The 14,527-nt window shown below is 63.8% G+C and carries 13 protein-coding genes; 4 read left to right on the forward strand and 9 right to left on the reverse strand.

Features of this window, described 5'->3' with window-relative positions:
- Positions 1–34: 34 nt before the first annotated feature.
- Positions 35–850: an alpha/beta fold hydrolase gene (locus IFT76_RS04025; RefSeq protein ID WP_192057476.1), complete on the forward strand. Its 816-nt coding sequence runs from the start codon at positions 35–37 to the stop codon at positions 848–850.
- Positions 847–2,004 (forward strand): PAS domain-containing sensor histidine kinase, encoded by a 1,158-nt coding sequence (locus IFT76_RS04030; RefSeq protein ID WP_192057477.1) that lies wholly within the window; start codon positions 847–849, stop codon positions 2,002–2,004. Before IFT76_RS04025 ends, IFT76_RS04030 begins: the two co-directional genes overlap by 4 nt.
- Positions 2,005–2,020: 16 nt before the next feature.
- Here IFT76_RS04030 and IFT76_RS04035 read toward each other — a convergent pair whose 3' ends face one another.
- The 7 genes from IFT76_RS04035 to IFT76_RS04065 all read right to left on the reverse strand — a co-directional run bounded on the left by IFT76_RS04035 (position 2,021) and on the right by IFT76_RS04065 (position 9,780).
- Positions 2,021–3,148, reverse strand: coding sequence for a catalase family protein (locus IFT76_RS04035; RefSeq protein ID WP_192057478.1), 1,128 nt, complete (start codon positions 3,146–3,148; stop codon positions 2,021–2,023).
- A 48-nt stretch (positions 3,149–3,196) separates the two neighbouring features.
- Positions 3,197–4,294, reverse strand: coding sequence for an alpha/beta hydrolase (locus tag IFT76_RS04040; protein WP_244647860.1), 1,098 nt, complete (start codon positions 4,292–4,294; stop codon positions 3,197–3,199).
- Between the two features lie 264 nt (positions 4,295–4,558).
- Positions 4,559–5,803 (reverse strand): saccharopine dehydrogenase family protein, encoded by a 1,245-nt coding sequence (locus IFT76_RS04045; protein WP_122713085.1) that lies wholly within the window; start codon positions 5,801–5,803, stop codon positions 4,559–4,561.
- A 27-nt stretch (positions 5,804–5,830) separates the two neighbouring features.
- On the reverse strand, positions 5,831–6,928 hold the full coding sequence (locus IFT76_RS04050; RefSeq protein ID WP_122479703.1) for a carboxynorspermidine decarboxylase: 1,098 nt from the start codon (positions 6,926–6,928) through the stop codon (positions 5,831–5,833).
- Between the two features lie 118 nt (positions 6,929–7,046).
- On the reverse strand, positions 7,047–7,919 hold the full coding sequence (locus IFT76_RS04055) for a rhomboid family intramembrane serine protease (protein ID WP_122479034.1): 873 nt from the start codon (positions 7,917–7,919) through the stop codon (positions 7,047–7,049).
- Complete coding sequence (locus IFT76_RS04060) at positions 7,919–8,887, reverse strand: metallophosphoesterase (protein ID WP_122479036.1); 969 nt, start codon at positions 8,885–8,887, stop codon at positions 7,919–7,921. Before IFT76_RS04060 ends, IFT76_RS04055 begins: the two co-directional genes overlap by 1 nt.
- A complete protein-coding gene (locus tag IFT76_RS04065; RefSeq protein WP_122479037.1) occupies positions 8,887–9,780 on the reverse strand; it encodes an NAD(+) kinase in 894 nt (297 codons plus the stop codon). The genes IFT76_RS04060 and IFT76_RS04065 overlap by 1 nt, the downstream gene beginning before the upstream one ends.
- A 167-nt stretch (positions 9,781–9,947) precedes the next feature.
- Between IFT76_RS04065 and IFT76_RS04070 the strand changes: the two genes are divergently transcribed.
- Both IFT76_RS04070 and IFT76_RS04075 read left to right on the forward strand, forming a co-directional pair.
- Positions 9,948–10,895: a DUF1853 family protein gene (locus IFT76_RS04070; protein ID WP_122479038.1), complete on the forward strand. Its 948-nt coding sequence runs from the start codon at positions 9,948–9,950 to the stop codon at positions 10,893–10,895.
- A gap of 71 nt (positions 10,896–10,966) precedes the next feature.
- A complete protein-coding gene (locus tag IFT76_RS04075; RefSeq protein ID WP_122479040.1) occupies positions 10,967–11,515 on the forward strand; it encodes a cytochrome b in 549 nt (182 codons plus the stop codon).
- A 4-nt stretch (positions 11,516–11,519) separates the two neighbouring features.
- Here IFT76_RS04075 and IFT76_RS04080 read toward each other — a convergent pair whose 3' ends face one another.
- Together IFT76_RS04080 and IFT76_RS04085 are read right to left on the reverse strand one after the other, a co-directional pair.
- Positions 11,520–12,410: a 1-aminocyclopropane-1-carboxylate deaminase/D-cysteine desulfhydrase gene (locus IFT76_RS04080; RefSeq protein ID WP_192057479.1), complete on the reverse strand. Its 891-nt coding sequence runs from the start codon at positions 12,408–12,410 to the stop codon at positions 11,520–11,522.
- Between the two features lie 62 nt (positions 12,411–12,472).
- The gene (locus IFT76_RS04085; RefSeq protein WP_192057480.1) at positions 12,473–14,509 is read right to left on the reverse strand and encodes an NADPH-dependent 2,4-dienoyl-CoA reductase; all 2,037 of its coding nucleotides are present in this window, start codon (positions 14,507–14,509) and stop codon (positions 12,473–12,475) included.
- Positions 14,510–14,527 lie beyond the last annotated feature (18 nt).

The following is a 14,527-nucleotide window of genomic DNA, read 5'->3' on the forward strand; positions in this document are numbered from 1 at the left end:
CGCATGCTCGCTTGCGCAAACAGGAATTTCACGGATGTCGGTTCAGGCTCGCAACAATGTGGTGATCAAGGGCCAAGGTCCGTTGACGCTGGTGTTCGCCCATGGTTTTGGCTGTGACCAGAACATGTGGCGATTGGTCGAGCCGACCTTTGCCAAGCATTACCGGACCGTGTTGTTCGACATGGTCGGCTGCGGCAATTCGGACGTGAGCGCCTACGACATCGACAAGTACTCGACACTGGCGGGCTACGCCGACGACATCGTCGAGATCATCCAGGAGTTCGGCGAGGGCCCGGTGGTGTTCATCGGTCACTCGGTCGGCGCGATGGCCGGCGCCATGGCCGCCAAGCGCAGCCCCGGACTGATCGGCGCCCATGCCATGGTCGGCCCATCGCCCTGCTACATTAACGATGCGGACTACCCCGGCGGCTTCAGCCGCGACGACATCGACGCCCTGCTCGCCACCCTTGAAAGCAACTACCTGGGCTGGTCCAGCGCCATGGCGCCGAGCATCATGGGCAATCCCGAACATCCGGAACTGGGCGTCGAGCTGACCAACAGTTTCTGCCAGACCGACCCGGACATCGCCAAGCGTTTTGCCCGCGTCACCTTCCTCACCGATAGCCGTGCGGACGTGCGCGAGCTGCGCGAGCCGGTGCTGGTGATCCAGTCTTCGGACGACTTCATTGCGCCCAAGGCCGTTGGCCAATACCTGACCGAAGCTATCACCGACTGCCGCATGGTGGTCATCGAGAACGAGGGCCACTGCCCGCACCTGAGCCAGCCCGCAGCCTGCATCGGCGCCATCCAGACGTTCCTGACCCAGACCTGCGGCCGCCTGCACGCATGACCGCCGAGCCCGACGCCGAGGCGCTCTACCAGCAAGCGCCATGCGCCCTGCTGCTGACCGACAACAAGGGCTTGATTCTCAAGGTCAACCAGACCTTCTGCCACTGGCTGGGCTACACCCGCGAACAGCTGATCGGGGTGCGCAAGCTGCAGGAGCTGCTGACCGTGGGCGGCCGCATCTTCTATCAAACGCACTGGATGCCGTTGCTGGTGATGCAGCGCTCGATTGCCGAGGTCAAGCTGGACTTCCTGACGGCCGATGGCAAAGTCTCGCCGATGGTGCTCAATGCCGGTCGCCGCGATCATCAGGGCCATGTGTTCGACGAGATATCGGCATTCATCGTCGCCGACCGAATCCGTTTCGAACACGAACTGCTGCAGGCCAAGCGACAGGCCGAGGACGCCCTGCAGCGTCATGTCGCGCTCGAGCACGAACTCAATCGGCAGCGGGAGCTGGCGGTCGACCGCGCCCTGTTCGCCGAGCAGATGATCGGCATCGTCAGCCACGATCTGCGCAACCCGCTGCAGGTCGTGTCCATGGCCGCGCAGTATTTGCGTTCGCTGGACATGACCGAGCGCCAGAGCACCATGCTTGGCCATATAAGCGATGCGACTGCTCGGTCGCAGCGCCTGATCAACGATCTTCTGGACTTCACCCAGGCTCGCATCGGCCAGGGCCTGGCCGTCAGCCGTGCGCCGGTGCAGCTGGACCGTGCCATTGCCGCCGCCGTGGATTCACTGCGCCTGCTCTACCCGCAACGGACGATCGTCTTCAGCGCCAGCGACGAAGCGCTGTTCTGCCAGGCCGATGCAGACCGTCTGGCACAGCTGCTGGGCAATCTGGTGTCCAATGCCATGACCTATGGCGATGGCACCACTCCGATCGAGGTGCGAGTCGCGGCAGCCCAGGGCGCGGTCGAAATCACCGTGCACAATCAGGGCAAAGCGATCGACGAAGCGCAGTTGAGCTCGATCTTCTCGCCCATGACGCGGGGCTCCGAAGCGGGTCGCGAAGTCCGTAGCGTGGGCCTTGGCCTGTTCATCGTCAGCGAGATCGCCAAGGCCCACGGCGGCATAGTCGAGGTGGTTTCCAGCGCCGAGGCCGGCACTACCTTCACCACCCGGTTTCCCGCCTACGCGTCAGCCGGCCATTGACCAAAGGCCGAGGGGTTCAGCGCGGCTCGTGAATGGGGCAGCCGTTGTGCTGGGCGCGAAAGCCTGCGGACATTTCATAGGTCGGCTTGCGCACGCGCATGACGCCACCCAGAGGACGGTGCGCGGCCAGCCCGTGCCACGGGCTGAATGACATCTGCTCGTTGATGGTCTGAATAGCCTCTTCGCTCCAGGCCGCCTGCGCCGGCACCTCGATACGCGCCACGGTGACGTAGGGGCTCAGTTCTTCGGACCAGACTTTCGAAGCGTCCTCGATCGGCATTTCGTCGAGATCGGTGGCCAGTTGGATACGCACTTCCCACGTACCCCCATGGCTTGCAAAATAATGACTGACGGCTTCACGCAGGCCGTCCGGTTTATCGTCCAGGTCGACGGTTTGATCCGTCAACTCGGTCAGCGACGGTGCCACCGGCACTACCGCCAGCTTGGCGTAATGCTCGCCATACAGGAACGGCACCACACTGTAGAAGGTTTCACCGAGCACATGGGTCAGCGGATGCCCACCCATGCTCTTCAGCGTGCCGCTCTCGCCGCCCATGGTTTCGATCACCGACTCCACACCGCGCAGAAGCGCCGAAAAGGCTTTCTTCAGGCCCGGACCTTTGTCGGTGGTCTTGGCCAGCAGCTTGAGATTCTTCAGGAAAGCCTTGGGCGTGGCTGCCGTGAACGCCTTGGCGTTCTGCATGACGAAATCCTGGGTGACGTCCCCCTCGCTGCCCGGCAAACGCGCACCCTGTACCCCAACGATCTTCAAGCCAAGGCCCCGTGGGGTCGAAACCTTGTCGTCCAGCAAATCACCGGGATTGGTGGAAAAACGCATTACCACAGGCAACCTTCCAGGGGTGGCAAAAGCCCCCTGCGCCAACGGCGCAGGAAGGCCTTCGAGCACCGTGACGTGCCCGCGTACCAACCCATGAGCCTTGGCATGCACGCCACGCAACGCGTGGCCGCCATCTTCGAACGTGGTGTCCAGAATGCTGCGCATCACTTCTGTCAGCTCTCGGCTGGTGTCTTCCTCGTCGTCGGGCACCTGTTCGAATGAGGGTTGAAATACCAGCGGAGTGACGGTCAGTCGATTGCCTGGCAACTGACTGTCTGGATATTGAGTGTCTGAAGAATGGCTCATGTGCACACCTCGGCTCGGTTCAGGTCTTTATCACGGTGGATGTTCTTGTTATTTGGCCAGGTCGGCTTTCAGACGCTCACCGGCATAGGCCTGCGCTTCTTCGGCTTTTTTCACCACGGCTGCGGTGCCGAAGAATTCGTGGGTCACGCCTGGATAGACTTTGCGCTCGACGCTGACACCTGCAGTACGCAGCGCCTGTTCCAGCTGGGCACCATCGTCACGCAGTGGGTCGATTTCGGCGTTGATCACGGTGACCGGTGGCAGGCCTTTGAGGTCGGCATGCACCAGGTCGATACGTGGATCCTTCACGTCGGCCGGACCCTTGGTCACGTTGTCGATGAACCACAGCATCATCGGACGGTTGAGGGGCATGGCGTCGGCGTATTTGCGATAGGACTCGGTTTCGGTGTTGGACTGAGCGACCGGATAGACCGACAGCACATGCTTGGGCGCGGTCAACCCGGCCTTGTGTGCGGCCACGGCGGTTGCCACGGCGAGGTTGCCGCCAGCGCTTTCACCGGCCAGCGCCAGGCGCTTCGCGTCACCGTTGACGGAGGCGGCGTTCTTGCTCAACCAGCGATAGGCAGCCAGTGCATCTTCATGAGCTGCAGGAAACTTGTTTTCGGGCGCGCGGCGGTAGTCCACGGAGACGACCACAGCATTGGCTTGCTTGGAGATACCGCGAGCGCCGCCGTCATACACCTTGCGATCGGCAAACACCCAGCCACCGCCGTGGAAATACAGGACCACCGGGAACGGGCCGGTGCCTTCAGGCGTGTAGACGGTTGCTGGCAAAGAGCCTGCGGCGCCAGGTACGGTGATGTCACGGGTGGTGACGCCGGGGACCAGTGCAGTCGGGGTGCTGTCGCGTTTCTCATCGGCTAGAACGCCTTTCACGGCGTCGGCGATGGTAGGTTGCTGCCGTGCCTCGACTGCCGTGATCTTCTCCACGGCCTTGGCATCGAAGCTGGCGAATTTGTTCAGGACGGTCTGCATGTCCGAATCGGTACGGAACATGCTCTTGGTGCCGCTCACGGCGAGTTCGGAAACCGAGCGTTTTTCCGGATCGCGAGCGCAACCGCTCAACGCCATTGCCACGCCGGCGGCGCACAGCGCCACCATCCATTTACGGTCAGTCTTGATCATTGTCATTGCCTCGCACGAGAGTGGGAACGTTACGAAATATCAGGCCGCTGACAGCAACGTGATGTTCCAAAATTCCCGACTCGCGCCAGACGAACGGTTAATCCACTAAATACCGCGACCCCAGTTGCTACTCTCGGGAATCACTCTGCACACCGTCCCGTAGGAGCGGCCCGTGGCCGCGAACCAGGCACCGCGGTCCACCAGACAATCCGCGAGGCCCTTTTCGCGGCCACAGACCGCTCCTACAACAGCATTTACAACAGATTACACACTGGCATCCCAAGCGCGGTCGCCGGAGGCGTCCTTGATACGCGTCGGCAGGCCCATGGCGTCGAGCGCCCTGAGGAACGGCTCGGCCGGCAGCTCTTCGACGTTGGCCATGCGCTGCACGTCCCATTCGCCGCGGGCAACCAGCAGGGCCGCAGCCACGGGCGGCACACCCGCGGTGTAGGAAATACCCTGGCTGTCGGTTTCGGCGTAGGCGTCTTCGTGATCCGCAACGTTGTAGATGAACATTTCGTGCGGCTGGCCGTTGCGAGTGCCCTTGACCAGATCGCCGATGCAGGTCTTGCCCGTATAGCCCGGCGCCAGCGACGACGGATCCGGCAAGACTGCCTTGACCACCTTGAGCGGCACTACCTGCAGGCCTTCGGCAGTCGTCACCGGCTGCTCGGACAGCAAACCGAGATTCTTCAGCACCGTGAACACGTTGATGTAGTGCTCGCCGAAACTCATCCAGAAGCGCACGTTGGGCACATCGAGATTCTTCGACAACGAATGCACTTCGTCATGTCCGGTCAGGTACAGGTTCTGCGAACCCACCACCGGCAGGTCATCGGTGCGCTTGACTTCGAACATGGTGTTGCTGGTCCACTGGCTGTTCTGCCAGCTCCAGACCTGCCCGGTGAACTCGCGGAAATTGATCTCCGGATCGAAATTGGTGGCGAAATACTTGCCGTGGGAACCGGCGTTGACGTCGAGGATATCGATCGAGTCGATACGATCGAAATGCTGTTGCTGCGCCAGCGCGGCATAGGCATTGACCACGCCCGGATCGAAACCCACACCCAGAATGGCCGTCACGTTTTTCTGCTGGCACTCTTCCAGGTGTTTCCACTCGTAGTTGCCATACCAGGGCGGCGTTTCACAGACCTTGCCCGGTTCTTCGTGGATGGCGGTGTCCAGGTAGGCCACGCCGGTGTCGATGCAGGCACGCAGTACCGACATGTTCAGAAAGGCGGAACCGACGTTGATGACGATCTGCGATTCGGTTTCCACGATCAGCGCCTTGGTCGCCTCGACATCCAGCGCATCGAGCGCGAAAGCCTTGATGTCGGCGGGCTGCTTGAGGCTGCCCTTGGCCTTAACGCTGTCGATGATGGCCTGGCATTTGGAGATGTTGCGCGACGCGATGGCAATACGACCAAGTTCATCGTTGTGCTGCGCGCACTTGTGGGCCACCACCTTGGCAACACCTCCTGCACCAATGATAAGAACGTTCTTCTTCAATTTATTCACTTCTCCTCGGCTGTCCGCTCACGAAAGGCTGGACAGGTAGTCTTCGAAACCAAACTCACGAACCACCTCGACTGTACCGTCGAGTTGTTTCACTACGATGGACGGCATCTTCAAGCCGTTGAACCAGTTCTTCTTGACCATGGTGTAGCCCGCCGCGTCGACGAACGACAGGCGATCACCGATGGCCAGAGGGCGCTCGAACGGGTATTCGCCGAAAATATCCCCGGCCAGGCAGGATTTTCCGCACACCATGTAGGTGTGTTCGCCGCTGCTGGGCGCAAGCTTCGCATTGAGCCGATAGATCAGCAGGTCGAGCATGTGCGCTTCGATCGAGCTGTCGACCACGGCCAGGTGCTTGCCGTTGTAGAGGGTGTCGAGCACGGTGACCTCCAGCGAGGCGCTGTTGGTGATCGCCGCCTCGCCAGGCTCCAGGTACACCTGCACGCCGTACTTCTGCGAAAAGGCCTTGAGCCGGGCGCAGAACTCGTCCAGAGCATAGCCTTCGCCGGTGAAATGAATGCCGCCACCGAGGCTGACCCATTCGACCTTGTGCAGCAGGTGACCGAAGCGTTCTTCGATGGTCCCCAGCATCTGGTCGAACAAGGCGAAATCACCGTTCTCGCAGTTGTTGTGGAACATGAAGCCGGAGATCTGCTCGATCACCGTCTCGACCTTGGCTGGGTCCCATTCGCCCAGGCGGCTGAACGGACGCGCCGGATCGGCCAGCAGATAGTCGGAACTGCTCACCTGCGGGTTGACCCGCAGACCGCGGGTCTTGCCTTGGGACGCCTGGGCGAAACGCTGCAGTTGGCCGATCGAGTTGAAGATGATCTTGTCGCAGTTGGCGAGCATCTCCTCGATCTCGTCGTCGGCCCAGGCCACGCTGTAGGCGTGGGTTTCGCCGGCGAACTTCTGCCGACCCAGCTTGAGCTCGTACAGGGACGACGACGTGGTGCCGTCCATGTACTGCTCCATCAGGTCGAACACCGACCAGGTGGCGAAGCACTTGAGCGCCAGCAACGCCTTGGCCCCGGAGTGTTCACGCACGTAGGCGATCTTCTCCAGGTTGCCCAAGAGCTTCTGTTTGTCGATGAGGTAGTACGGCGTATTGATCATTTCGAGGCCCCAGGCATGGCCAGCCAAAAAAAGGACCCGCATTGTGCCCGCAGTTACCCCGGACCGAAAGAGCAGCCGACCAATTTCCAACCACCCCCACCGCCGAGGCGGCTTGCGTTCAGCGAATCTTGCGGCGGGCCAGAAAGCCGCCGACCAGGCCGGTCGCGCAGCCGATCAGCAGGCCACCGACGTGCGCGCCATTGGCGATTTCGCCGAAGCCCAGCACGCTGACCAACCCGCTCATGCACAGTGCCAGCCACACCAGCATCATCACCAGCACGCCGCGCGGCAGGCGGTAGATCGGATTGGGCGCCAGCCACTGGTACAGCCAGCAGTGCCCCAGCAAGCCATACAGCACGCCCGACAAACCGCCGAACAGACTGGGCCCGCTGACCAGGTACTGGACCACGTTGGAGACCAGGCTGAACGACAGGGTCAGACCGATCAGATTGATGCGCCCCTGCAGCGCCTCGATGCGTCGCCCAAGTTCCCAGTACCACAAGGCGTTCATCGCCAGATGCAACAAGCCGAAATGAATCAGCATGGGGCTGAACAGCCGCCACCATTGGCCGCTGGCCAAGGTATCGGCCAAGGGCGTGAAATAGATGTATTCACCGTTGACCTGAAAATCGAGAAAGGTCAGCCAGCGCAGGTTACCCAGGTTCTCGCCCAGAAGCGTCAACCCCGCCACCACCAGACAGGCCAGCAGCACCAGGGCGGTGGCGGGGCTGGACTTGAGCTGCTGGGCAAACCCCGGACCGCGCACCGGCGCATGCCGCGCCATCAATTCAGGATCGACCTCGGCATTGCCCTCGGGGTAGCGCTGGTACAGCTCGCGAACATCCTGGGCCAGACGCTCGTCGGGTACCCACAACACTTGACTGCCCTGCTCCTCGCTGACGCGATGGGGCACCTTCAGACGCCTCAACAGGCCCACGAAGCCACTCAGATCGGTGTTCAGCGGCAGACGCATTACAGCAATTGCACTCATCAAAACGCCTCCGGGCGCTCGACCTCGACCCACGCGAACTTGCGCGGATCGATGCGGGTTTCCTGATCCAGGCGGTACGCCACCAGTTTGCCGTACAACACTGCGCTGTAGTCCAGGCAGGCCAGGTTCGGGCGTATCGCCGCCGGTCGCCCGCTGCGCCAGTAGTGACCGACGAACAGCAATGGCTCGTCGACCCCATAACGCAGCAGAGCGCTTTTCTGTTCCGGACTCAACGGCGCGCAGGCTACATCGTCAGGCAGTGCATCGGGCTGGAATACCACGTCGCCGTAGGTTTGCGGGTCGTCTTCCCAGAACTTGGTGCGAAAGAACGCACGGCTCAGGCCATCGGCGCCCGTCAGCGTCAGGCCGTCGGGCAGGCGCATGTCGGTGCCGCGCAACAGACGATCGAAGACTTGGCAGGCAAAGCTGCCCTTGACCGCCGATGCCTGGAGAAAATGGGCATCGATGCAGCCATCCGGGTGCTGGCGGCGCAAAGGTTCGATCAGGCCGGCATCCCAGCACGCGTGCACCAGGCGAAAGCGCTCGGCATCGAGGAACAGCGGCAACTCGTAGAACCAGCCGAGGAAATCGTGCCAGTCGCCGGGGTGGTGGGCGAACTGGTCCAGCGTCGCCTGGAGCAGACGCTCGTGCCGCGGCACGTGCTCGCGCACGTACTGCTTGCCGCTGCCGGGCAATGCCGGGGTGCTCCAGCCCAACGCATTGAACTCGTGATTGCCCATGATGCAGCGCGCCTGATCGGCCTCGACCATGTCGTGGACAATGTGCAGCGACTCGCGGATACGCGGCCCGCGGTCGATGATGTCGCCCAGGAACAGCGCCTGGCGCGAGGCATGCCGCCACACGCCACCGTGTTTCTGATAGCCCAGCCGGTCGAGCAGATGTTCGAGGGTATGCGCGCATCCGTGCACATCGCCGATCAGGTCATAACTTCGCGCCGGGTCAAGCATCAATCGCCTCCGGTATTGCCGAGCCGGCTGCCCCAGCCGAGTTTGGTCCGGCACACTTCGTAGTAGTTGTGGTCCAGAGGGTGGATCAGGCGCAGTTTCTGCGATTTCTTGCGCACCGTGACAGTGTCGCCCGGAGCGCAAGTGAAATGGTTCTGGCCATCGCACGAAACCTGCGGGTAGATCTGCATGTTCTTTGAGACAACGATTTTCATCTCGCTGTTGCCGTCGACGACGATCGGCCGACCCGAGAGGGTGTGCGGGTACATGGGCACGATCACGATGGCATCGAGCTTGGGATGCATGATCGGCCCGCCCGCCGACAGCGCGTAGGCGGTGGAGCCGGTCGGCGTGGCCAGGATCAGGCCGTCGGCTTTCTGGCTGCAGACGAACTGGCCGTCGATGTAGATCTCGAACTCGATCATGCGGGTCGATTTGCCGGGGTGCAGTACCACATCGTTGAGCGCGTCGCCCTGGCCAATGGCCTCGCCATGGCGGCGAACCTCGGCCTCGAGCAGAAAACGGTTTTCGACCAGGTAGTGACCATCGAGCACCTCGGCCACCTTGACCTCGAGCTCGTCGGGGCGGATGTCGGTAAGAAACCCCAGGCTGCCGCGGTTGATCCCCAGCACCGGCGTGTTGTGTCGCGCCAGTGCCCGCGCTGCGCCCAGCAGGCTGCCGTCGCCGCCGACCACGATGACCAGGTCGCAGACCTCGCCCAGCATCTTGCGCGATGACGTCTGCAGGTTGTGCCCCGGCAGCACTTCGGCGATCGTGTCCTCGAGAATGACATGCATGTGCCTGTCCAGCAGGAAGCGCTTGAGGCGGCGAATGGTATCGAGCACCTGCGAGCTGCCGAGGCGGCCAATGATACCGATGTTGCGAAATTGCTCCATGAGGCTCCTGCTCGGGTCTGGTCTGGCTATCGGGATGCGCCAGGCACATTCCACAACGCTGTCGCGCAACCGCCGGTTGCGGACACAAATACGGATCTGGATTATGGAGTAAAGCCGTTGCCGCACAAAACCCTTTCCACCACCGCGCCATTGACCGGGACCGTCCCATGAATCCATTCGCTGCCCTTGCCGACTTTCCGCGCCGCCTGCGCCAGCCCCAGGTGCGCGACCTGGCGTGGGTCATCCTCGCCCCACCCCTGCTGCACACGGCGCCCTGGCAGCAACGTCATCCACTGGCAGGCAGCACCTGGGCCGAACAGCCCGAGCACCTGCAGGCGTGGCTGAACGGTCTGGACGACGCCAGCCAACCGCTGCTCGACTGGCTGGCGCAGGCCCCTACCCGGCGCCTGGGCCTCTACTACGAGCGCCTCTGGCAGTTCGCCCTGCAGCAGGCTCCCGGTATCGAGCCGCTGGCGGCCAACCTGCCGATCCGCCGTGAAAAGCACACCCTGGGCGAGCTCGACATGGTGATCCGCGACCGCGACGGGGTGCATCATCTGGAACTGGCGATCAAGCTTTACCTGGGCCCGGTCGCCGCCGACGGTCGTGATGTCTTCCAGTGGCTGGGGCCCAACAGCCAGGATCGGTTGGGTCGCAAGCTGACCCACCTGACCGAGCACCAGCTGCCCATCTCCACCTCCAGCGAGGGTCGCGAGGCCATGCTGGCCCTGGGCATCGAGCAGTTCGACGCGCACCTGTGGCTCGGCGGCTATCTGTTCTATCCCTGGCCCGGCCAGGCACAGGCACCCGAGCACGCCCACCCTGATCATCTGCGCGGCAGCTGGGTGCATCAGCGCGACTGGCCCATTTTCGTCGAGCAACGCCCGGACGGTCGCTGGCAGCCGTTGCCGCGCGATGCCTGGCTGGCGCCGGCACGGCTCGCCGCCGCCGACGCCTGGGCACCCGACCAGCTCAAGGCCTGGATGCAGCAACTGGACCCGCTCGCCGCGGCGCAGATGCTCGTGCGCCTGACCCGCGACGACCACGGCGACTGGCAGGAAGCCGAACGGGTTTTCCTGGTCGCCGATGCCTGGCCGGCCCTGTCGGGCGTGTGAATCGCAGGGGCGGCTAAAGATGTCCACGGCCGGCCCGATACCCTGTGCATGACCGCCCGAGTAGTCACCCGATGAACTGGAGAAACACCCACGCCCGCTATGGCAGCCTGTCCATCGCCCTGCACTGGTCGATGCTGGTCCTGTTGGCCGCCACCTATGCCTGCATCGAGCTGCGTGGCCAGTTCGTCAGAGGCAGTGGCGCACGCGCGCTGATCGTGCAGTTCCACTTCATGCTGGGCCTGAGCGTGGGGCTGCTGGTCTGGCTGCGTCTGCTGGTGCGCAGCCTGGGTGTCACGCCGCGCATCGTGCCGCCGCTGCCGGTGTGGCAGACGCGTCTGGCGAGCCTGATGCACGCCGCACTCTACGCACTGATGATCGGCCTGCCGCTGCTGGGCTGGCTGATCCTCAGCGCACAGAACAGGTCCGTATCGTTCTGGGGCATCGAACTGCCCCACCTGATCGCCGAAGACCGCGACCTCGGCGGACGCTTGCAGGAATGGCACATGAGCATTGCCGGCTGGGGCTATTGGTTGATCGGCCTGCACGGCGTGCTGGGCCTGGCCCACCATTACCTGCGCCATGACAACACCCTGCGACGCATGCTGCCGCACCGCGACTGACCGTTCAGGCGGCGGCGCGCCATCCCTGCAAGCCACCGGTGTGCACGAACACCAGACGACAACCCGGCCGCAGCGAGCCTGCCGCACAGGCATCGCGCAAAGCCCACAGCGCCTTGGCCGTGTACACCGGTTCCAATGGAATGCCCGACTCGGCTTCACAGGCGTGCATGAACGCGAGCAGTTCGCTGTCCACTCTGGCAAAGCCGCCACGACTGGCGTCGATCAAGCTATGACCCTGATCGCCACACAGTGCAATGACCTGCTCGTTCACGCCATGCTTCGGCCCTACCGCCACCGCCCCGTACACCCAGCGGCGGCCGGCTTCGGCGAGGACCAGGCCAGCCAATGTCGTACCGGTACCCACGGCCAGGCACCATCCATCGAAATCGTCCCACCCCATGTCTGCGAGCTGCGCCTGCACCTGCAAGGGCAGGACGGCGCAGCCCTTGGCGCCCAGCAGCCCACCGCCGCCCTCGGGTACCGGCCGCAGATCGGGGTAGCGTGCCTGCCAGGGGGCCCAGAAGTCGTCCCGGTGGCGCTGACGATAGCCCTCGTAACCCAGCCAGTGCAGCTCCATGCCCCATTGCTGCAAGTCGCTCACGGTCGGCGTGGCCTGAGCATGGCCGCGCAGCAGCCCGACCGTGCGCAGGCCCAGGCGCTTGCCGGCGGCAGCCAGGGCATGCAGGTGATTGGAATGGGCCCCGCCCAGGCTGATGATGCCGCTGCAGCCACTGGCCTGGGCGGCGAGCAGGTGATGCTGCAACTTGAATGCCTTGTTGCCGCTGATGAGCGGGTCGACGAGGTCCAGGCGCAGCACGGCAGCCTCTATGCCGGCCGCGCCGAGCCAGGAAAGTCGCAAGGGTTGCAGCGGTGCACGCGGTAGATCGAGAAGCATGGATGCCTGGCCAGCAGAAGGAGACGAAGAGGGCCGCGTCGGGTCCGGCGCGGCAGCCGATTCTACAGCACCGCCGCCAGGCGCGAGCCTTGATCGATGGCCCGTTTGGCGTCCAGTTCGGCGGCCACGTCGGCGCCGCCGACAAGGTGCACGCGCTGCCCGGCTTCGCGCAGCCCCTGTTCCAGCTCGCGCAACGGATCCTGCCCTGCGCAGATCACTACGTTGTCCACTGGCAGCACCCGTGGCTCGCCCCCGGCGACCCGAACGTGCAGGCCGTCGTCGTCGATCTTCAGGTACTCGACGCTGTTGACCATGCGCACGCCCTTGTTCTTCAGACCGGCGCGATGGATCCAGCCAGTGGTCTTGCCCAGGCCGTCGCCCACCTTGCCGGCCTTGCGCTGCAGCAGATACACCTCGCGCGCCGGTGCATGGGTCTGCGCCGCAACCCCGGCCACGCCGCCGCGGGCCTGCAGCGTCAGGTCGATACCCCATTCCTGCCAGAAGGCCTCGCGATCGAGGCTGGTGAACGGCCCCTGATGCACCAGGAACTCGCTGACGTCGAAGCCGATGCCGCCGGCGCCGATCACCGCCACACGCGGGCCCACGGGCCGCCTTTCGAGCAGCACGTCGAGGTAGCCGAGCACCATGGGGTGGTCGATGCCCGGGATGTCGGGCAGCCGCGGGGCAATCCCGGTGGCCAGCACGATCTCGTCGAAGCCCCCCTTGACCAGCGCAGCGACATCGACCCGCGCACCCAAGCGCACGTCGACGCCGAGGCGGGTCAGCCGACGATCGAAATAACGCAGGGTTTCGTTGAATTCTTCCTTGCCGGGAATGCGCTTGGCCACGTTGAACTGACCGCCGATTTCATCGCGGGAATCGAACAGGGTCACCGCATGGCCGCGCTCGGCCGCCACGGTCGCTGCGGCCAGCCCTGCCGGCCCGGCGCCGACCACGGCGATCCGACGCACCTGAGTCACGGGCAGGTAATTGAGTTCGGTCTCATGGCAGGCGCGTGGGTTGACCAGGCAACTGGTCAACTTGCCAGCGAAGGTGTGGTCCAGGCAGGCCTGATTGCAGGCAATGCAGGTGTTGATCTCGTCGCCGCGATTGGCCGCGGCCTTGTTGATGAATTCGGGGTCGGCCAGGAACGGCCGGGCCATCGAAACCATGTCCGCGTCGCCCTCGGCGAGGATGCGTTCCGCCACCTCCGGGGTGTTGATGCGATTGGTGGTGATCAGCGGCAGGCGCACCGCCGTGCGCAGCTTGGCGGTGACCTTGCTGAACGCCGCACGTGGCACCTTGGTGGCGATGGTCGGAATGCGTGCTTCGTGCCAGCCGATGCCCGTGTTGATCAGGGTGGCCCCGGCAGCTTCGACGGCCTGCGCCAGTTCGACCACTTCCTCCCAGATGCTGCCGCCTTCGATCAGGTCGAGCATCGACAGGCGAAAGATGATGATGAACTCGCGCCCGACCGCCTGCCGCACCTGCCCGACGATCTCCACCGCCAGGCGCATGCGATTGGCATAGCTACCGCCCCAGCGATCGCTGCGCTGGTTGCTGTGAGCCGCCAGGAACTGGTTGATGAAGTAGCCTTCCGACCCCATGATTTCAACGCCGTCGTAGCCGGCCGACTGGGCCAGCCGGGCACAGCCGACGAAATCGGCGATCTGTTTCCGAATGCCCTGCTCGTCCAGTTCCAGCGGCTTGAACGGATTGATCGGCGCCTGGATGGCGCTGGGTGCCACCAGCTTGGGACTGTAGGCATAGCGCCCGGCATGCAGTATCTGCAGGCAGATCTTGCCGCCCGCCGCGTGCACGGCCTGGGTGACGATTTCATGCCGCTGCGCTTCCTCGGGCGTGCTCAGCTTCGCCGCCCCGGCATACACCCCGCCCTCTTCGTTCGGGGCGATGCCGCCGGTGACGATGAGGCCGACCCCACCCCGCGCACGCTCGGCGAAATACGCCGCCATGCGCTCGAAGCCACCGGGCTTTTCCTCGAGACCCGTGTGCATGGAGCCCATCAAGCTTCGGTTGCGCAGGGTGGTGAAGCCCAAGTCCAGCGGTGCCAGCAGATGAGGATAGGAAGCAGCGGCCATGGGAACTCCACAGGCGGA

This window comes from Pseudomonas sp. CFBP 13727 (assembly GCF_014841915.1).
In the GTDB taxonomy this organism is placed as follows: Bacteria; Pseudomonadota; Gammaproteobacteria; order Pseudomonadales; family Pseudomonadaceae; genus Aquipseudomonas; species Aquipseudomonas baltica.